Annotated in this window: 17 protein-coding genes; 7 read left to right on the top strand and 10 right to left on the bottom strand. The window is 66.4% G+C overall.

The features are described 5' to 3' along the window. Positions 1–2,466: a hybrid sensor histidine kinase/response regulator gene (locus tag ILT42_RS01715; protein ID WP_204213580.1), complete on the top strand. Its 2,466-nt coding sequence runs from the start codon at positions 1–3 to the stop codon at positions 2,464–2,466. Here the strand turns inward: ILT42_RS01715 and ILT42_RS01710 are convergent. From ILT42_RS01710 to ILT42_RS01700, 3 genes are all read right to left on the bottom strand, one after another. After that, positions 2,454–3,410 (bottom strand): phosphotransferase family protein, encoded by a 957-nt coding sequence (locus tag ILT42_RS01710; RefSeq protein ID WP_204213579.1) that lies wholly within the window; start codon positions 3,408–3,410, stop codon positions 2,454–2,456. The two genes, ILT42_RS01715 and ILT42_RS01710, sit on opposite strands and share 13 nt — an antisense overlap. Next, positions 3,407–4,342, bottom strand: a complete 936-nt coding sequence (locus ILT42_RS01705) for an HAD family hydrolase (RefSeq protein ID WP_204213578.1) — start codon at positions 4,340–4,342, stop codon at positions 3,407–3,409. The genes ILT42_RS01710 and ILT42_RS01705 overlap by 4 nt, the downstream gene beginning before the upstream one ends. A 178-nt stretch (positions 4,343–4,520) precedes the next feature. After that, on the bottom strand, positions 4,521–4,913 hold the full coding sequence (locus ILT42_RS01700; protein ID WP_204213577.1) for a hypothetical protein: 393 nt from the start codon (positions 4,911–4,913) through the stop codon (positions 4,521–4,523). A 490-nt stretch (positions 4,914–5,403) separates the two neighbouring features. On the opposite strand from ILT42_RS01700, the gene ILT42_RS01695 reads away from it, so the two are divergent. Then, complete coding sequence (locus ILT42_RS01695) at positions 5,404–6,330, top strand: DMT family transporter (RefSeq protein WP_204213576.1); 927 nt, start codon at positions 5,404–5,406, stop codon at positions 6,328–6,330. 153 nt (positions 6,331–6,483) lie between these two features. Here ILT42_RS01695 and ILT42_RS01690 read toward each other — a convergent pair whose 3' ends face one another. Then, a complete protein-coding gene (locus ILT42_RS01690) occupies positions 6,484–7,371 on the bottom strand; it encodes a LysR substrate-binding domain-containing protein (RefSeq protein ID WP_204213575.1) in 888 nt (295 codons plus the stop codon). 204 nt (positions 7,372–7,575) lie between these two features. Here ILT42_RS01690 and ILT42_RS01685 point away from each other — a divergent pair, with 204 nt between their 5' ends. Then, the gene (locus ILT42_RS01685; protein WP_204213574.1) at positions 7,576–7,914 is read left to right on the top strand and encodes a DUF1127 domain-containing protein; all 339 of its coding nucleotides are present in this window, start codon (positions 7,576–7,578) and stop codon (positions 7,912–7,914) included. 7 nt (positions 7,915–7,921) lie between these two features. Here the strand turns inward: ILT42_RS01685 and ILT42_RS01680 are convergent, their stop codons facing one another. Genes ILT42_RS01680 through ILT42_RS01670 form a run of 3 tightly spaced genes read right to left on the bottom strand, consistent with a single transcriptional unit; the run spans position 7,922 to position 11,917 of the window. Continuing rightward, positions 7,922–8,656, bottom strand: coding sequence for a DUF937 domain-containing protein (locus ILT42_RS01680; protein WP_204213573.1), 735 nt, complete (start codon positions 8,654–8,656; stop codon positions 7,922–7,924). Positions 8,657–8,669: 13 nt separating this feature from the next. Next, positions 8,670–10,055 carry an MATE family efflux transporter gene (locus ILT42_RS01675; RefSeq protein WP_204213572.1) on the bottom strand — a complete coding sequence of 462 codons (1,386 nt, stop codon included), beginning with the start codon at positions 10,053–10,055 and terminating at the stop codon, positions 8,670–8,672. Beyond that, the gene (locus ILT42_RS01670; protein ID WP_204213571.1) at positions 10,055–11,917 is read right to left on the bottom strand and encodes a monovalent cation:proton antiporter-2 (CPA2) family protein; all 1,863 of its coding nucleotides are present in this window, start codon (positions 11,915–11,917) and stop codon (positions 10,055–10,057) included. Before ILT42_RS01670 ends, ILT42_RS01675 begins: the two co-directional genes overlap by 1 nt. Before the next feature lie 175 nt (positions 11,918–12,092). On the opposite strand from ILT42_RS01670, the gene ispH reads away from it, so the two are divergent. The 3 genes from ispH to rnhA are packed head-to-tail and all read left to right on the top strand — an operon-like array spanning position 12,093 to position 14,497. Next, positions 12,093–13,052, top strand: a complete 960-nt coding sequence (ispH, locus tag ILT42_RS01665) for a 4-hydroxy-3-methylbut-2-enyl diphosphate reductase (RefSeq protein WP_204213570.1) — start codon at positions 12,093–12,095, stop codon at positions 13,050–13,052. Positions 13,053–13,055: 3 nt separating this feature from the next. After that, positions 13,056–14,021, top strand: a complete 966-nt coding sequence (locus ILT42_RS01660) for a homoserine kinase (RefSeq protein WP_204213569.1) — start codon at positions 13,056–13,058, stop codon at positions 14,019–14,021. Next, positions 14,018–14,497: a ribonuclease HI gene (rnhA, locus tag ILT42_RS01655; RefSeq protein WP_204213568.1), complete on the top strand. Its 480-nt coding sequence runs from the start codon at positions 14,018–14,020 to the stop codon at positions 14,495–14,497. The genes ILT42_RS01660 and rnhA overlap by 4 nt, the downstream gene beginning before the upstream one ends. Positions 14,498–14,510: 13 nt before the next feature. On the opposite strand, the gene ILT42_RS01650 is transcribed toward rnhA, so the two are convergent. Together ILT42_RS01650 and ILT42_RS01645 are read right to left on the bottom strand one after the other, a co-directional pair. Then, complete coding sequence (locus tag ILT42_RS01650; protein WP_204213567.1) at positions 14,511–14,996, bottom strand: peroxiredoxin; 486 nt, start codon at positions 14,994–14,996, stop codon at positions 14,511–14,513. A 46-nt stretch (positions 14,997–15,042) separates the two neighbouring features. After that, positions 15,043–15,858 carry a protein-disulfide reductase DsbD domain-containing protein gene (locus ILT42_RS01645; protein WP_204213566.1) on the bottom strand — a complete coding sequence of 272 codons (816 nt, stop codon included), beginning with the start codon at positions 15,856–15,858 and terminating at the stop codon, positions 15,043–15,045. A 113-nt stretch (positions 15,859–15,971) separates the two neighbouring features. Between ILT42_RS01645 and ILT42_RS01640 the strand changes: the two genes are divergently transcribed. Further along, positions 15,972–16,586, top strand: coding sequence for a YqgE/AlgH family protein (locus tag ILT42_RS01640; protein ID WP_204213565.1), 615 nt, complete (start codon positions 15,972–15,974; stop codon positions 16,584–16,586). Here the strand turns inward: ILT42_RS01640 and ILT42_RS01635 are convergent, their stop codons facing one another. Further along, positions 16,587–19,469 (bottom strand): EAL domain-containing protein, encoded by a 2,883-nt coding sequence (locus ILT42_RS01635; RefSeq protein ID WP_407664530.1) that lies wholly within the window; start codon positions 19,467–19,469, stop codon positions 16,587–16,589. Positions 19,470–19,493 lie beyond the last annotated feature (24 nt).

Below are 19,493 nucleotides of genomic sequence, written 5' to 3'. Positions count from 1 at the left end.
GTGGTGCCGACTCCCGTCAGGGACGAGGCCGGGCAGGTCGCCGGCGTGTTCTGCAACCTCGTCGAGGCCTGGGAGCCGGCCATCAACCGCCGCCTGGCCATCGAGAACGACGGATGGCGGCAGCTTTTCCGGCAGGTGCCCGGCTTCATCGTGGTGATGGAGGGACCGGAGCACATCTTCCGGTTCGTCAACGATGCCTATCTCCAGCTTGTGGGTCACGGCGACATCGTGGGCAAGTCCGTGCGAGAAGCCTTGCCGGAGACGAAGAGCCAAGGTTTCTGGGAGATCCTGGACAAGGTCTATCGGTCGGGCGAGGCTTTCGTGGGCCGCGCGATGCCGGCGCTGATCCGTCGCCGGCCCGACCATCCCGCCGAGCGTCGCTACATCGACCTGATCTATCACCCCATCAAGGACGCGGCCGGAGACGTCACCGGAATCTTCGCGGTCGGCACGGACGTGACCGACGTGAAGAACGTCGAGGACGCTCTGCATCTGAGCGAGGAACGCAGGCGTGAGAGCGAGCGGCAGATCCATCGCCTCACGGAGCTGTCCACCAACATCATCGGCTTCGGCTCTCCCGACGGAGCCCTGAGCTACCTGAACGGCCGTTGGTACGAGTATACGGGACAGGATCCCGACATCGCTCTGCCACACGGATGGACCCGTGCGCTCCATCCCGACGATCTCGTGAGCCTGCGGCAATCGTGGGAGCGCGCCCAGGCCACGGACATGCGTCTCGATACGGAGGCGCGGCTGCGCGCCGCGGACGGCTCCTACCGCTGGCACCTCGTTCGCGCGGAGGCCCATTATGCCGACGACGGCAGCGTCATCGGCTGGCTCGCCAGCTGCACGGATATCGAGGACCAGAAGGCTGCGAGGGACAGGCTCGCTTCCCTCAACGCCAGTCTCGAGAGCGAGATCGACAAGGGCCGGCGAGAGCGGGAGCGGGCTTGGCACGTCAGCCAGGAACTGATCGTGGTCGCGAGCCTCGAGGGAACGTTCGAGAGCGTCAATCCAGCCTTCGAACGGATTTTGGGATGGAGCCGGGAGGACGCGATGGGCAGCCCCTTCATGAGCTTCGTTCATGCCCACGACGTCGCCACATCGGTCCTGGAGCTTCAGCGCCTCGCGGACGGCCATCGAACCCGCAACTTCGAGGCCCGGCTCCTGCATCGGAACGGCGAGTATCGCTGGATCAACTGGACGGCCATCCCGGAGGACGGCGTGATCTACGCCTTCGGCCGTGACGTTACGGCTGAGCGGCAAGCGGCGGAGAAACTGGCGCAGGCGCAAGAGCAGCTTCGGCAGAGCCAGAAGATGGAGGCTGTGGGCCAGCTGACGGGCGGGATCGCGCACGACTTCAACAACCTGCTCACCGGGATCATCGGCTCCCTCGACCTGATGCAGACCCGCATGGCGCAAGGGCGCCACGACACCCTGGAACGCTACGCCAAGGCGGCGGTGTCCTCCGCCAACCGGGCGGCCGCGCTCACCCACCGCCTGCTTGCCTTCGCCCGCCGCCAGCCCCTCGACCCCAAACCCGTCAACGTCAACCAGCTCGTCACCTCCATGGAAGACCTCCTGCGGCGATCCCTGGGAGAGACGATCAGCCTGACGGTCGGGATGACGCCCGATCTCTGGCCGACCCACTGCGATCCGCACCAGCTTGAGAACGCCATCCTCAACCTGGCCATCAATGCGCGCGACGCCATGCCGGAGGGCGGCCGCCTGACGATTGCCATGGACAACGCCTGCCTCGACCCGTCCTTCGCGCCCTCCCGCGATCCCGATGGTTCCAGCCCCTATGTCAGGATTGCCATCGCCGATACGGGACAAGGCATGTCCGCCGATGTGATCGCCCGCGCGTTCGATCCGTTCTTCACCACAAAGCCCATCGGCCAGGGCACGGGCCTTGGCCTGTCCATGGTCTACGGCTTCTGCAAGCAGTCGGAGGGCCACGTGCGCATCGACAGCGCCCCAGGCGCCGGGACGACGGTCGCGCTCTACCTGCCGCGACACGCCGGCGAGATGCCCGTGGAGCCGGAAGTGCTCGCGCCTCTGGCCCTCGCTGCGGTGAGAAACGGCGAGACGATCCTCGTGGTGGAAGACGAGAGCGTCGTCCGGACGCTGGTCGTCGACGCGTTGCAGAGCTTGGGCTACCACACGATCGAAGCCGCCGATGGCCGTTCCGGTCTCGATGTTCTCCTGTCCGGCCGGAGGATCGACCTCCTGGTTAGCGACATCGGGCTTCCGGGGATGAACGGCCTCCAATTGGTCGAGCAGGCCCGACGGTACAAGCCGGGTCTGCCCGTCCTGTTCATGACGGGCTATGCCGAGAGTGCCGCCATGGCGGCGGGCTTTCTGGGGGAGGGCATGGCCTTGCTCACCAAGCCGTTCACGGTGGAGGCCCTGGCCGGCCGCATCCATGAAATGCTCGACGGACGAGCCTGCGCTCAGATCGCGTAGAGGTCGAGCGCCCCGGATAACCGCGTCCGGTACTGCTCGAGCATGGGCTTGTCGCCCTCGGCGGCGGCGCGCTCGACGAAGGGCGCGTAGTTGAGAAGGTTGATCGCCTTGATGACCGGCGCCATCTCGCGCAGCTCCGCCTCGCTCAGCCCATAGCCTTTCAGGAACTCCTGCTTGGCGTCGATGGACAGGTCGTGCAGGGCAAGCGACAGGTCCCAGTAGGGAGCGAGGTTGGAGCTGCAGAACTCCCAGTCGATGACGGCCGTGATCGTGCCGTCCTCATCGACCATCACGTTCTTCAGCCGCATGTCACCATGGTTCAGGACGGGCTTGGGATCCTTCCAGCGCTCCATCTCCCGCACGACCGCCTTCATTCGCTTGAGCGGGGCCGGATCGAGCATCTTCTCCTTCTCGAGGATCGCGAGGCGCGTGCCAACCTTCAACTCGCCATGCAGGTAGTCTTTCCAGGTCTCGTTGCGCGAGAGCTGGTTGTTCGACCAGTCGAAGGTGTGGCCGAAGCCGGAGGTCTTGATCGAATGGATCGTGGCCGTGAGGCGGCCCATCTCGCGTAGGATCGCGAAGCGCTCCGGATGATGAACCGCCTCGGTGCCTTCGACCTTGCGGGCGATCATGTAGGGGAGGGGGATAAGATCCGCGCCGACCTCCAGGACCTCGGCGGTCGGCACGCCCGCTTCGCCCGCCTTGGCGATGGCCCATTGCTCCTTGAGATACTCCTTCACCTTCGCGGCTTCCGTGCCCATGCGCACGATGAAGTCGCCCTCCGCGTGGTTGACCTCGAAGACGAAGTTGGTCAGGCCTCCTCCGAGGGCATTGACCTTTTTCGGCTTGGCGCCGCCGAAGTGATGAGCCACGACCTCGCGCGCGAAGGCGCGGGCGTCCCGCTCGTCGAAGGCATGCGTCGCCGATTTGAGAGCCGCTGTCATGGCTTGAAATCCCGAAGAGGCTTCTGAAGGTCCGCGAGGCGGAAGAGCAAGTCCCCCAAGGCACGTGAGTTCTCGATGCGAACCGTCTCGACGAGCCCCTTCAGCTCCAGATCCATGGGTCCGACATGCACCGCAAGGCCGCAGCCTGCCAGGAAGGTGTCCATGGGGGTATCGCCCGACCCGACGGATTGGTCGAGCTCGAAGCCGAGCCTCTCGGCGACGGAGCGCGCCCCGAAGAGCTTGTCGACGCCCTTGCGCGTGACGAACCGCGTGGGGTTAGTGCCCTGCTGGTATGCCATGCGCTGGTCCTGAGGGATCTCGACGAGAAGGAAGACCATGCAGATGTCCTGGCCCATCAACGTGTCGCGAAGGCCGGCGATCGCGCCGCTCACGACCTCGGAAGCGCTCCGGTACTTGTCCCGAATGTGCGGGATACGATCGGGGGCGGGGGTCCAGATCGTTTCGCCCTTGGTCCAATCCCGCGCATAGTAGAAGACGAGTAAATCGTCGATTCCATTCGCCACGAGGCCCTCGATGCCGACCAGGAGCTCTTCGATCTCACCAGGCGAGAGCGGGAAGGCGTCGATCTCCTCGAAAGCGATGAGGCCGTCCCTGGTCTCCGTCAGGTAGCCCGTGATGCTGCCGTTGAGAGACACGAGAGGTAAGGGCGCGTTGGTGATGGCATACCACTCGCGCCCAAACGTCTTGATCACGTTGAGGGGGAACCGCAGGGTATTCAGAACCACTGGCCGATGCCCATCCTCGGTGATCGCCTTGAGGCCGTGCGACACGGAATCCGGAATCGCGATACGGCCTTCGAATTCATGAACGGCCGTGCCGTCGAGGTCCGTGATCACGGCACCCTTCTCGGCGAAGCGCGAGGTCGTCAGGAACGACCGCAACTGGTCGTCGATGGCGGAAGCGGGCGACATGGCGTGGAATTTCCCAAAAGATTTCTGTGATAACCCTGCTTTGGTCGAAATGGTTCAGTGCCCGGCGGAAAGTGGTTCAATCGTCGGGCTTTCAACGAAAAGTCCCGTGCAAGATCACCCCTGCACGGGACTTTGAAGGGTCGGCGACGATTAAGCCGCGACGGGGCGCCTCAGGTCATTACTTGACCGTGGTCGAGCCCGTGCCGGCCGGGTTGGTCACCTGCGAGCCCGAGGCGTTCGGAACCGGGGCCACGGTGCCGGCGGTGCCCGGCATCATCGGGACCACGGACGGAGAGCTGCTCGTGCCGGCCGGGTTCGTCACCTGCGAACCGGACGCGTTCGGAACCGGGGCGACAGTGCCGGTGGTCAGCGGAGCGGCGGGGGCGACCGCAGCCGCGCCGGGCGTCGTGTCCTGCTTGCCGAGATACTCGTTAGCGGTCGAACCCTTGGAGTTCGGGTTGGTGACCTGCGAGCCGCTGGCGTTCGGAACGGGAGCGGCCGTTTGCGCCATGGCGCCAAACGAAGTGAGAGCGAAACCGGCTGCGATCGTGCCGATGAGAATGCGACGCATGAATAATCTCCATCCAGTCAGGTTTGCCCTAGCGGCACCACCTTCTCCACGTCACAACACGTTGATGAGCGGATGGTTTCAGCAAAACGGCCGATGCCCTTCACGGCTTCGTGGGCGACGGCGCGGTCTGCCCCCGAAGTGAGACAGCCCACGACGCTCCCGGGCTTAGGCTCTTGCCCTCAGTGGGCGTAGATCAGGACGCTTATCGCGAAGGCGAGAATCTGGGTGGCATAGATCACCTTGACGGTGCGGGCTTCGCTGCGTTCGCTGTGGCTGTGCATGGCTCTCGGACCTCACTGACGCGTAGTCTCATGAGCCCACTTCCTTTAACGGGAGCTTACTGCCGAGCTCGCGGAATTCCCTCCTGTTGACGGGTGTGGATGCCGAGGGGCCCGCATCATAAGGGATCCTATTGCAACCCATCACAATCCATCATTTGCGCTCATGGTCGGCGAGGCGTAGGCGTGGGGCGTGCCGGGAGGGCAGCGTGATGAGCCAGGTGAATGCGATGCCGGGAGCGGAGCCGAGACGCGTGGAGGGATCCACGATCGGCCTCTACGTGGCAACCGTGTTCCTGTGGGGCGTGAGCTGGATCGGCATCCGCGCCCAGCTTGGCGTCGTGGCGCCCGAGATGTCCGTCCTGTGGCGCTTCCTGCTGGCGGCTCTCGTCATGTGGGGCTGGGTGCTGGCCTCTGGGAACCCGGTTCGTTTCGCGTGGAGCGATCACCTGCGGTTCCTGGGCACGGGCGCGTGCCTGTTCTGCTGCAATTTCGTCTGCTTTTACTACGGTGGGCTGACCGTTCCGTCGGGCCTGCTCTCCGTCGTGTTCTCCCTGGCGTCCATCTTCAACCTCGTCCTGAGCGCCGTCGTGCTGCGTCAGCGCATCGAGGCCCGCGTGGCGCTCGGCGGCCTTCTGGGAGCCGTCGGGATCGCGCTTCTGTTCTGGCCGGAAATCGCCGGGGCCGGCGCGCGGCAGGGGGCTCTCGTAGGGCTCGGCTTCTGCGTGATGGGAACGCTTTTCTTCTGCTCCGGGAACATGATTTCCACCCTGGTCCAGCGGCGCGGCATCCCGCTCCTGTCCGCCAGCGCCTGGGGCATGACCTACGGGGCCTGCCTCCTGGCGCTCCTCAACCTGGTTCGGGGCAACGCTTTCATCATCGAGCCGACGGCCAAATACGTGGGCTCGCTGCTCTATCTCGCCATCGGGGCGTCCGTTCTGGCCTTTGCCAGCTACCTCACGCTTCTGCGCCGGCTCGGCGCCGCGCGGGCCGGTTACACGACGGTGCTCTTCCCCATCATCGCGCTGGGAGTGTCGACGGCCGTGGAAGGCTACGTCTGGACCCCGCTCGCCATCCTGGGCGTCGTCGCGGCTCTGGCCGGAAACGTGCTGGTGCTGAGCCGTCCCGCCCGAACCTGAGCGGCCACCCGCAACATTCCCCGTCCTGTTTGTTGCCCCGACGGAACAGCGAAGCTCTACATGCCCACGGCGGGCGGGCGGCTCATCGCCCTCGATCCCGACAAGGGCGTGGTGTGCCGGAGCTTCGGCGGCGGGACCGAAAGAAGGGAGCCGTCACTCCGCCGCGATGGGCAGAGTGCGGGCCGCGCCGAGATTGTCCAGGGATTGCTTGATGTGGAAGCAGAGCGCATCGGCGAGCGGGCTCGCCTCCTGCCGGGCGCGGATCAGCCCGATCTTGCACGAGGGCAGGGCCGGGAAGCCGTCGGTCGGGCCCAGGATGCGCATGCCCGGCCGCACGGCGCTCTCCGGCAGGACCGACACCGCGAGGCCCGCCAGCACGGCCGCGCCGACGGCGGTGGAATGCCAACTCACGTAGAGGATCCGAAACGCCTTCCCGGCACCCTCCAGCGTCCCCGTCGCGGAATGCCGCCAGTTGCAGTTCGGGCGTCCCAGGGCCAGCGGGATCGGAGTCTCCTCGTGCACCGCATGGCGGGCCGACGTCACCCACAGCAACTGCTCGATCCGCACGATCTCGGACGGCCCGTGGCGGTCCACATGGGTGATGATGGCAAGGTCCAGGTCGCCGTTCTGCACCCGCTCGATGAGGTTGTGGGTCGGCTCACACATCACCGTCACCTCAGCCTTCGGGTTGGATCGCGAGAAGCGCGCCAGGATCTCAGGCAGGTAACGATCGGCGTAATCGTCCGGCAGGCCGAGACGGACGCGGCCGATGAGCTCGTTCTCGTTGAACGACAGCATGCATTCCTGGTTCAGGCGAACGATCCGGCGCGCATAATCGAGGAGACGCTCGCCCTCGTCGGTCAGCTTGGACAGCCGGCCCTCGCGCTCGAAGATGGACCGGCCGACCCGGTCCTCGAGGCGCTTCATCTGCATGGAGACGGCGCTCTGCGTCTTGTGCACCATCTCGGCCGCGCGGGTGAACGACCCCGTATCGGCGATGGCGACGAAAGTGCGGAGCTGGTCGATATCGAGCAGATGCATGGCCGTTTCCTTTATCAATTAACGTGATGATACATATTTCAAACTATCGCTTCAAGTGATGAGATGAATCATCTAGCTTCCGCTTATTCCTTGGAAAAACAAGGATTTCGGCTCTCGGCGCTCGGTCCTCGTTGCATCAACCGTGGTGCGAAACGGCTGCGCTTCGTCACGCCGAATGGTGTCTGTCAGAGCAAGGTGATTCTCATGGCCCGGTCTATTCATTCCGTCATTCCGTCGTTCGGGTCGGCGTTCTTCGGACGTGCGGCTCTCATCCTGGCCACGCCTGTGGTCCGTTTCGCCAAGGCTCTGAAGCACCGCGCCGAGGTCCGGCGGCTCGCCGATTTCGACGACCGCATGCTCAAGGATATCGGCCTCACCCGCAGCGAGGTAACGGGAGCTCTCGAGGAATCGATCTTCGAGAACCCGTCCGTGGTGTTGGTTCGATCCTTTGAGCGTCGTCACCGGTCTCAGCGCGTGGGGGAGACGCGAAAAACGATCCGGCCCGCGGTGCCCATGGTAACGCGCGAGCTGCGCCTCGCGTAACGGCGCACTAGGAGCGTCCGGGCTTCTGCCGCCAGGCACTCTCGAAAATGCCCTGCAGGGACGCGAGATATTGCTTCTGCATCTCGTGTCCCGCTCCCATCATGCGCTCCCACGCCTCGGCGGAGCTGTTGCCGCGCTCCGGTTTCGACGGCGGGTTCATGAAGGGCGCCATCATGGCCTCGAAGGGGGTCGCGGGCGCCTGTCCCTTGCCGGCCGAGGCTTGGCCGAGCCAGGCATCCCACAGGTGGGCCCAGTCGGGCGGCTGCGGGGCGGAGGGCTTCGAAGACGTGGGCTTGGACGGGGCGGATTGGCTCATCTGGCCCTGGGCCGCCATCCACTGATGCAGCGTGCCGGCGAAGATCCCCGCCATGAGCGGCAGCATCTGCTGCATGGTCTCGACGCCGATCCCGGCGAAATCGGCCGCCTGGTGCGCGACCCTGCGGCTGGTGTCGTCCGATCCGAACAACTGGTCGATGACCTGCTTGCCGGCCTGGTGGGCCTGGGGCGTGAACGCCCGGGCGGCCTGGCTCCAGAACTCGGTGAACGGGGTGCCCGGCAGGCCCCGGAACATCTGCATCGGATCGTTGAGGCCCGCCGGCTGCCTCACCCCCATGGCGAAGGCGGGCAGGAACGCCGCCATGGCCCTCTGGGCCTGCTCGGTGGACAGGTTGAACTGGCGCGCCAGGGCATCGAGATCCGGGGAGCCTTGGGCCTGACGCATCAGGTCGAACCAGGTGAACATGTGGGGGGCTCCCTCAGAGCGTTTGCGGACCCTTAGCTTGACGCTCCAGACGCCGGATTGTCCAGAAGGCAGTCACCACCGCGGCGATGCCGAACAGGACGGAGCCCGCCCCGATGCCCATCAGCGCGCCCCGGGGGCCGCCCCACTGGGCGCCCAGATAGGCGAACGGGATCATGCCCAGCGTTGCGCGGCCCCAGTTGAAGAAGGTCGACAGGAGCGGAAAGCCCAAATTGTTGAAGGATGCGTTCGACAACAGCACCAAGCCCACGAAAAGCCAGATGAAGCCGCTGATCTGGCAGAAGAAGACGATGAGATCCGCCGTCAGGCCCTCGGCATTGAACAGGGCGGCCAGGGGATAACGCAGGAGCGCCAGGATCACCCACACGGCCGCCACATAGACGATCGTGAAGGTGAGCGAGTCCTTCAGGGCCTGACGCATGCGGTCGTAGCGCCGCGCGCCCCAGTTCTGGCCCATGACGGGGCCGATGGCGCCCGCGAGGGCGAAGAGGCCGCCGAAGGCCACGGGCGTGACCCGGTCGATGATGGCGGAGGCCGCGATGGCCTGGTCGCCGAAGCGGGCCATCACGCCGGTGAAGAAGGCGTTGGCCGCCGGGGCGGCGATGTTGGTGAGGATCGCCGGAACCGCGATCGCATAGAAGGGACTCGCATCCGCCAGGACGTCTTGAACGGTGGGGCGGGCCAGCAGGCCATGTACGCGAACCACGAAGAGCAGGGCGATGATCGCATAGGCGACCCGCGCCAGGTTGACTGTCAGGGCCGCTCCGTTGGACTGAAGGCCGAGCGTGAAGATGAACAGGGGGTCGAGCACGATGGTGACGGCCGCGATGGCCAGGGTCGCGTACATGCTGCGCTTGGCGTCCCCGGCCGCTCTCAGTACCGTGGTGAGGCCCATGCCCAGGGCCACGATCCCGTTGGTGGGCAGGCAGATCCAGAGGAAGTGCGTGGCCACCCGCTGCACCGCCTCGCCCGCCCCCATGGCCGCCATGATCCAGGGCAAGGCGAGGATGATCAGCACGCTCACGCCCGTCGCGATCAGAGTCATGTGAACGCAGCCTGTCGTGGCCAGGCGCCGCGCCCGGGTCCGGTCGCGGGCGCCCAGCGCCTGGGACACGAGAGCCCCGATGGGGATCATCAGGCCGACATTGAGCGAGATACTGAAGAACATCACGACCGTGGCGATGCCCACGCCCGCCGTCATGCGGGGGTCGTTGAGCCAGGAGATGTAGAGCAGCGACACGAGATCGACGACGAAGATCGCGATGAGGCCGGCCGCCCCCGTGCCGGTCATCACCAGGACGTGGCGCATGGTGGATCCGACCACGAAGCGGGGCGGCTCCGAGAGCGTCCTCGACAGGTCGGGCGGTTGAGGCTCGTCCATTACAGGGCCCCTTCGCCGAGGATGTCCCGGGTCTCCGCGTTGAGCGCCCGGGCGCGGGCGACGGGAGCCGTCAGGGGCTCCGGGGCGATCTTCGAGCCGACCATGAGTTCAGCGCCGCCCATGGTGTTGCCGTCGCGCTGGAGCATCATCCGGGCGATGTCGCGCTTGCGCACCTCGTCGGCCACGGCGGCGGCGGCCTCCGGCGCCGTTCCCAGCTCCTCCAGGGCGGCACGGCTGAACGCGATCGCGGATTCGAAGCATTCGCGCAGCTGGTAATCCACCTCATGGTTCATGAGGTTGATCGCCTGGATCCGGTCGTAGGCGCGCACGAAGCTGCGGGCGTTCTGGCAATTCTCGTGAATGATCTCCACGATCTTCAGGGTCGTGTCCGGATCGTCCGTGCAGACGCAGATCATCTCGGCCTTCTCGGCCCCGGCGGCCCGCAGCACGTCGAGCCGTGTGCCGTCGCCATAATAGACCCGAAGGCCGAACCGGGCCGCGTCGCGGATGCGCTCCACGTCCTTGTCGATGACGGTCACGTCGATCCCCTGCGCCAGGAGAACCTGGTTCACGATCTGGCCGAAGCGCCCGAAGCCGATCACGAGAACGCGGCTCGACAGCTCTTCCCCATGGCCCGGCAGCGCGTCCGGGCCGGAATCGGCGTCCGCGTGCCGTCGGCCGAGCGCCTTTTCGAGCATCGTGGCGACGACCGGCCCGACCAGCATGGTAATCGCCGCAAGGGCGGTGGCGAGCTGTGCGATCGCCAGGGGCATGAGGCCCTGGTTCGTCGCGACAGGCAGGAGCACGAAGGCGAACTCGCCCGCCGGGCACAGGAGCACGCCGGACCGGAAGCCGTCGCTCCACGTCGCGCCGAACTGGCGCGACAGCACCGCGATGATGACCGTCTTGCTGACCACGATCACGGGGGCGGCGATCGCGAGGACGAACCATTGCTCCCGCACGAGGGACAGGTCGATGGACATCCCCACGCTCATGAAGAACAGGCCCAGCAGCATTCCGCGGAACGGCTCGATGTCGGCCTCGAGCTGGTGGCGGAAGTTGGATTCCGCGAGCAGGAGCCCGGCCAGGAAGGCGCCCATGGCCATGGACAGCCCGACCTCTTCCATGAGGAGGGCGGCGCCGAGCACCACGAGAAGCGCCGAGGCCGTCATGACCTCGCGGGCGCCGGTGCGGGCCAGGATCCGGAAGAAGGGGTTCAGCCCGTATCGGCCGATCAGGATCACGGCCACCAGGGCTCCCACGGCCTTGACCACGGCCATGATCCCGCCCTCGGACCCGTGTCCCGCATCGGCGGCCAGGTTGGCGGCCGCCATGCCGGTGGCCAGGAGCGGCAGGGCCGCCAGCACGGGCACGATGGACAGGTCCTGGAACAGCAGGATGGCGAAGGAGCGCTGGCCGTAGGGGGTCTGGAGATCGTTGCGCTCGCCCAGCATCTGGAGCGCGATGGCGGTGGCCGAGAGGGCGAGCGAGATGCCGATGACCACCGCCCCGACAGGCGGCACGTCCGCCAGAACGGACAGGCCTCCCAGAACCAGCCCCGTGACGGTGAGTTGGAGCAGCCCGAGCCCGAAAATGTCCCGCTTCATCTCCCACAGGTGGGACAGCTTGAGCTCGAGCCCGACGATGAACAGCAGGAGGACCACCCCGAACTCCGCCACCGTGGCGATGGTGGCCGGATCCCCCACCAGGCTCAGGACGGACGGTCCGATGATCACCCCGGCGGCCAGATAGCCCAGCACCGCGCTCAGGCCCATGAAGCGGAAAAGCGGCACCGCGACCACGGCCGCGCCGCAGAAAGTCAGGATGGGGGGCAGGAAACTGACGTGAGAAGCCGCAGCCATGGCAGAATGCACGGAATTCGGGGGATCGAGCGTTCTCGTTCTAGAGGGTCTTCCGCCGGAGGGCGAGGCTTTCTTGAGAAAGAATGCTCCCCCTGCGGACCCGGGTCCGATTCCCGCGAATAAGCGTCGCTCCCGCTTGACAGGATGGGCTCCCACTCGCCACATCGCGGGCGTCATGACCAAACCGCCTCTCGACATCCTGCTCTGCGCCCCGCGCGGTTTCTGCGCCGGCGTGGTCCGCGCCATCGACGCCGTCGAGAAGGCTCTCGCGATCCATGGGGCGCCGGTCTATGTGCGCCACGAGATCGTTCACAACAAATACGTGGTGGAGAGCCTCAGGCGGAAGGGCGCGGTCTTCGTGCGCGAACTGGATGAAATTCCGGACACCGAGGCGCCCGTGATCTTCTCGGCCCACGGCGTGCCGAAATCCGTGCCGGAGGCCGCGGCCGCCCGCAATTTCCTGGCCATCGATGCGACGTGCCCCTTGGTCACGAAGGTTCACCGGGAGGCCCAGGTCCACTACAAGCGGGGCCGCCGGATCATCCTGATCGGCCATGCGGGCCATCCGGAGGTCGTCGGCACCATGGGGCAGCTGCCCGAGGGCGTCGTCACCCTGGTGGAGACCGTGGCCGACGTCCTGGCCCTCGAGCCGGCCGAGCCCGACAACCTCGCCTTCGTGACCCAGACGACCCTGTCGGTGGACGACACCCAGGAGGTCGTGGACGCCCTGAAAGGCCGCTTCCCGTCCATCGCCGGCCCCCATAAGGAAGACATCTGCTACGCCACCACGAACCGGCAGGGCGCGGTCAAGCGGGTCGCCCCCCAGGTAGACGCCATGATCGTGGTGGGGTCGCCCAATTCCTCGAACTCGCAGCGCCTGCGGGAGGTCGCCGAGCGGGAGGGCTGCGGGCTGGTGCGCCTCATCCTGCGCGCCGAGGACATCGACTGGAGCCTGTTCGGCAACCTGCGCAGCCTCGGGGTCACGGCGGGCGCCTCGGCGCCCGAGGTCCTGGTCGAGGAGATCATCGACGCCTTCGCGGCGCGCTACGCCGTGACGGTGGAGAGCGTTTCCACGGCCGACGAGAGCGTCTTCTTCCCCCTCCCGCGCGAGCTTCGCGAACAGGCTGCGGAGTAAGCCGTGGCGGTCTATACCGAAGTCTCCGACGAGGACCTCGCGGCGTTCCTCGCCACCTACGAGATCGGCACGGTTCTGTCCTACAAGGGCATCGCCGAGGGGGTCGAGAACACCAATTACTTCCTGCACACGACGGAGGGGTCCTACATCCTCACCCTCTACGAGAAGCGCGTGCGGGAGACGGATCTGCCCTTCTTCCTGTCGCTGATGCAGCACCTCGCCAACAGGGGCTTGAACTGCCCCCTGCCGGTGAATAACCGAAACGGCGAGGCGCTGGGGCGCTTGTCCGGGCGCCCCGCCGTGATCATCACGTTCCTGGACGGGGTGGCGGTCCGCCGCCCGAGGGCGCAGCATTGCGGGGCCCTTGGCGGGGCCCTGGCGCGGCTGCATCTGGCGGGCGAAGACTTCCCGATGTCCCGGCCCAACGCCCTCTCGCTGGACGGCTGGCCGCCTCTCTTCGCCCAGGCGGAGGCCCAGGCCGACACGGTCTCGCCGGGCTTGGCCGAGCGGACGCGGCGGGAGCTCGACGGCCTGCACACCGCGTGGCCCTCGGGCCTGCCCGCGGGGATCATCCATGCGGACCTGTTCACCGACAACGTCTTCTTCATCGGCCCCGAGGTGTCGGGCCTGATCGACTTCTACTTCGCCTGCACGGACGCCTTCGCGTACGACGTTGCGATCTGCCTGAACGCCTGGTGCTTCGAGGCGGATGGATCCTTCAACCTGACCAAGGGGCAGGCGCTGCTCGCCGGCTATCAGGCGGTCCGGCGCCTGAACGCCGCGGAGGCCGAGGCCTTGCCGGTCCTGTGCCGGGGCGCGGCCCTGCGCTTCATGCTCACCCGCCTGGTCGATTGGCTCAACGTGCCGCCCGGCGCGCTGGTCAAGCCGAAGGACCCGCTGGAATACGACCGCAAGCTCGCCTTCCATCGGCACGTGCGCAGCGCGCGCGATTACGGGCTCGACGCATGAGCGGGACCGAGCGCGTCACGATCTACACCGACGGGGCTTGTTCGGGGAACCCTGGACCCGGTGGCTGGGGAGCGATCCTGTCCTTCCGCGGCCAGGAGCGGGAGGTCTCGGGCGGCGAGGCTTTCACGACGAACAATCGCATGGAGCTTCAGGCCGCGATCGAAGGGCTGAACGCCCTGAAGCGATCCTGCCAGATCGATCTCTACACGGATTCCCAATACGTCCGGCAGGGCATCACGTCCTGGCTCGCCAACTGGAAGCGCCGGGGCTGGCGAACGGCCGACAACAAACCCGTGAAGAACGACGATCTCTGGCGCCGCCTGGACGAGGCGGCGTCCCGGCACGCGGTGGCTTGGCATTGGGTGAAGGGCCACGCGAGCGACCCGATGAACATTCGCGTCGACGCGTTGGCGGTCGCCGCCATGCAGCCCTACAAGACGCGCAAAGGGGCGCCCGCGGCGCCCCCCGTCGCGTAAGCTCGGTTAGGGCTCAGACCAAGCAAGTCAGCAGGTTGTCCACGCCGGACAGTTCCGCCTTGCCGGACGCTTCCTCCACGTTCAGGCTCTTCACCACGCCGTCTTCCACCACCATGGAGTAGCGGCGCGAGCGCTGGCCGAGGCCGAAGCCCGACCCGTCCATCGTCAGTCCGATGGCGCGGGCGAAATCGCCGTTCCCGTCCGCCAGGAACTCGAGGTTGTCGCCCCCGGAGGCCTTGGACCAAGCATCCATGACGAACACGTCGTTGACGGCCGTGACCGCGATGGCGTCGACGCCCTTGGAGCGCAGCTCGTCCGCCTTCTGGACATAGCCTGGCAGGTGGTTCTTGTGGCAGGTGGGCGTGAAGGCGCCCGGGACGCCGATCAGAGCGACGGTGCGGCCCTTGAAAACGTCGTCCGTGGTCTTGGCAGCCGGACCCTCTGGGGTCATGACGCGAAACGTTACCTGGGGCAGGCGATCTCCGGCCTGAATCGTCATGGGACTTGGCTCCGATGGGAAGGCGACGAAGGCCGCCCCCATCGGTCTAGCGCGGCTTGGGAGCGCCGTCGAGACGAAGTTGCGTTTCCACCGCGTGTCCGCCCGCCGCGAGGGTCAGGGTCACCGGTGCGTCCCGCGCGTCCGCGGGCTTCTCGTCCACCGTGACGGTAAACCCGTTCGGGCCGTCAGGCCGGGACGTGGACAGGTACCAGTTTTCGGGACCTTCGGCGAAAAGAGACGGGCTCGCGCCGTCCGGAACCCGGACCTTGACGCGGAAGACGGACGGATTGCCAGCCTCGGGCGTCACGTCCAGGATCGAGAGGGGCTCCGGCGCGCCCAGGGCCTGCGGCTTCGGAACCTGCGCCAGGGCCCGGTCGATCGCGGCCTTCTCGCCCGCGCCATCGAGGGTCAGGTCCACCTCCGCGTGAGCCGGAATGCAGATATCCTTGCAGACGCCGAAATCCAGCGTCAGGTCGAGGCTGACGGGTTTGGCCGGGTCGCGGGGGGTCACGAGAAGCGGAAGCACGACTTCGTGACTGTAGACGTGGGCGACCCCGCCGGCATCTTCGACGCGGGCGGGCGCGGGCCAGAGCACCTGCACGTCCGCCACATTGCGCGATGCGGACCAGTCGAAGCGGGGCGGGAGGCCGGATTCGCCGGGATTGCGCCAATAGGTCTTGAAGCCGGAATCGAGATCAATCTCCAATCCGGCCAGCCGTTTATGCCCGGTCTCGCCGCCTGAGAGCAGCCGCACCTGCGAGTGAAGCCCTTTGCTCCAGGGCGAAGCGTCCTGCGCCGGCGAGGGCTGGGACGAGAGCGCCAGGAAAAGCCCTGCTCCGAGAACGCGCAACACGATTGCCATGGAACTCCTGCCTCCTTGCGGCGCTTCCCTTATGGTGTTCATTCCGATGCGGCTATCCACTTTCCCGTGAACGCGGGCTAAGATGACGTAACGGCAACAACAGAAATCGAGCCATGCCCTTGAAGCTGACCCGAACCGCCGACCAAGAGCCGAGCTACCTGGAAGGGCAGCTTCTCATCGCAATGCCGTCCGTCACCGGTGAGCCCTTCTCCCGATCGCTCGTGTACGTGTGCGCTCATTCGGCCGAGGGCGCCATGGGCATCGTCCTGAACCGGCCCGCCACCAACTTGAACCTTCCCGACCTCCTCGTTCAATTGGAGATCGTTCCCGAGGCGGAGCGGATCGCTTTGCCGAAATCCGTGGGGGCCATGCAGGTGTTGATGGGCGGTCCCGTGGAAACCAGCCGGGGGTTCGTCCTCCATTCGCCGGACTACCACATCGCTCAATCCACGCTGCCTATCGATGACGGTGTCTGCCTGACGGCGACCGTCGATATCCTGCGGGCCATCGCGCAAGGCCGCGGTCCATCCAGCGCGGTGCTGGCGCTGGGCTACGCGGGCTGGCAGGCGGGGCAGCTCGAGAACGAGATCCAGGCCAATGGCTGGCTGACCTGCCCGGCCAACCCGGACCTGATCTTCACCGCTCCCATCGAGGCGCGGTACGAGCTGGCCATGCGTCACATCGGCATCAACCCGGCGATGCTGTCCATGGAGGCCGGTCACGCCTGATCAGGCGGCCTGGGTTCCGGCGCCCACGAGCTGACGGGCCTGGTGGGTCGACATCGGCTCGCCGAAGACGGGCCCCTGAGCATACTCGCAGCCCAGCTGATAGAGCTCGATGGCCTCCGATTCCGTTTCGGCGCCCTCGGCGACGATCTCCATACCGAGTTCGTGCGCCATCTTGACGATGGAGCGCAGAATGACGGGTTTCCCATTCGCCATCTGGCGCACGAAGGACTGATCGACCTTGATTGTGTCGAAGGGAAACCGCTGGAGATAGGATAGGGCCGAATATCCCGTTCCAAAATCGTCCAGGGACAGGCCGGCTCCCAGATCCCGCAGCCGCATGAGCATCTGGGCCGAGTATTCCGGGTTTTCCATGACGATGCTCTCGGTCATCTCGATTTTGAGAGAGCCGGGGAGAACACCCGTCCGGGCGATCACGGCTTTCACGTCCTGGAGCAGGTCGTGCCGCAGGAGGTGGTGGCTCGACATGTTGATGCTGGCGAAAATCGGCGGATCGACCTCGAGGGCATCCTGCCACGCCGCGAGTTCGCGGCCGGTTTGCTCGAGCAGGTAAACGCTGAGGGACACGATGGTGCCGGTTTCCTCCGCGATCGGCATGAAGTCGTCCGGGCCGATCCGCCCCAGGCGCGGATGATCCCAGCGCAGCATGGATTCGAAGCCCGCGATGGTGCGGTCCTCCAGGCGGACGATAGGCTTGAACAACACCTTCATCTCGTTGCGCTCGACCGCCTGGCGCAAGTCCGTCTCCAGGGTGAATCGGTCGCTCCGTTCGGACCGCATGGTGGGGCGGAAGACCTCGATCCGGTCGCCACCCTGCCGCTTCGCATGGGCGACGGCGATCTCCGCGTTGCGCACGACCTCCTCGCGCCGCGCGGCCGATTGCGGGTCGTAGAGCACGATGCCGATGGAGGCGGTGAGGAAGATCTCCCGCTCCGCATAGGTGATCGGCGTCGTGATCGCCCGGCGCACCATGTCGGCGAAGGCGATGATCCGGTCCGGCTCCCGCTCCGAGAGCAGCATCACGGCGAATTCATCGCCGCCGATGCGCGCGAGGGTATCCTGCGGACGCAGCAGGCGGCCGAGGCGCCGGGACAGGGTCAGGAGGATCGAATCCCCGGCCGAGTGACCCACCGACTCGATGACCGGCCTGAACTTGTCGAGATCGACCACCAGCACGGTCGGGCGCAGGCCCGTATCCTGGTTGGCCAGGGTCAGCGCCGCTTCGAGGCGGTCGTAGAAGAGCTGGCGGTTGGGCAGGCTCGTCAGGTTGTCGTGGACCGCGTCGTGGAGCAGGCGCTCCTCCGAGGTGCGCGAGTCGGTGACGTCGGTGAGCGTCCCGACGATGCGAATGACCTCGCCGTCTGAGCCGACGATGGGCCGGGCTTTCAAGCGGAACCAATAATACGAGCCGCCCGAGGACCGCAGGCGGAAATCCTGGGAGAGCCGGCCCCGGCGCTGTTCGATCACGGTATCGAGGGCCGCCCGGTAGCGATCCCGGTCGAAGGGATGGATGAGCTGGAGCCAGTCGGAGGCGGCTCCCGCGAGCGTTCCGGTCTTGAGCCCCAACTGGTGCTCGATTTCGGGGCTCACGAAAATCTTGTCGGAGGTGACGTCCCAATCGAACACGATGTCGCCGGCGCCTGCCAGCGCCAGGGCGCGCCGCTCCGTGTCGCTCACGAGGCCCTGCGCGAAGGCACCGCCCGAGAAGGCGTGCTGCAGGACCGTGAAACCGATGAGCATGACGATCAGCACGAGGCCGCCGATGAGGGCGGAGGGCACCAGGTCGGTGGTGAGCTGGCCCATGATGGTGAATCCGGCCGCCGTCACCCAGGCGATCAGCAGGAGCCAGGTCGGCACCAGCATGATGGCGCGGTCGTAGCCATGGGTGGCCAGGTGGATGACCAGAATGAACCCGATGCCGGCCACGGCCGCGATGGAGATGCGCGCCACGCCCGCCGCCACCGGAGGGTCGAAGATGGCCAGACCGATCAGGGCCCCCAGGAAGGTCAACCAGAAGGCCGTCACGTGGCTGTAGCGCACGTGCCAGCGATTGAGGTTGAGATAGGCGAACAGGAAGACGAGAAGGGTTGCGGCCAGCACCGCCTCCGCGCCCGCGCGGTAGATGCGCTCCGCCGATTCCGTGATGGGGAAGATGCGCTGGAAGAAGCCGAAATCGATGCACGCATAGGCCAAGACCGCCCAGGCGAGCGCGGCTGCGGCCGGGAAGATGAGGGCGCCCTTCACCACGAACACGATGGTGAGGAAGAGCGCAAGAAGGCCCGCGATGCCGATGATGATGCCCTTGTAGAGCGTCAGGCCATTGACGCGCTCCTTGTAGGCGTCCGCGTTCCACAGATGCAGCTGCGGCAAGTCGGCGGTGCGCAGCTCCGCCACGAAGGTGACCGTGGTTCCCGGATCCAAGGTGATCAGGAAAGCGTCCGCATCGGTGGTGCTCTCGTCCTTCTCGGGCCTGATGCCCTGGCTCGCCGTGATGGCGGCGATGCGGGAGGAACCGAGATCCGGCCAGATCACGCCCGAGGCGGTGAGCCGGAAGTGCGGCGCGACGAGAAGACGGTCCACCTGCTCGTCGGAATCGTTGGTGAGCGCGAAGACGATCCAGTCGGGCCGGGTGCCCGCCTCGCGGGCCTTCACGGCGATGCGGCGCACGATGCCGTCGCGGCCGGGCGCCGTCGAGATGCGGATTTCGTCCCCGTCCGAGCGGTAACGCTCGATCATGGGCGTGAGGTCGATGGCCTTGGTGTCCGAATCCACGCGCACGGATTCGACGGCCCAACCGGCGGACGGCCAGGCCGCGCAGAGGAAGCTCGCCAGGAAAAGGGTGATGGCGAACGAAACGATCCGCAACGCTTCCGTCTTTCGTCCGTAGCT

The sequence above is a fragment of the Microvirga pudoricolor genome, from assembly GCF_016892705.1.
GTDB lineage: Bacteria > Pseudomonadota > Alphaproteobacteria > Rhizobiales > Beijerinckiaceae > Microvirga > Microvirga pudoricolor.
The sequence above is the reverse complement of the archived record's forward strand: the minus strand, read 5'-3'. Positions and strand labels throughout refer to the sequence as shown.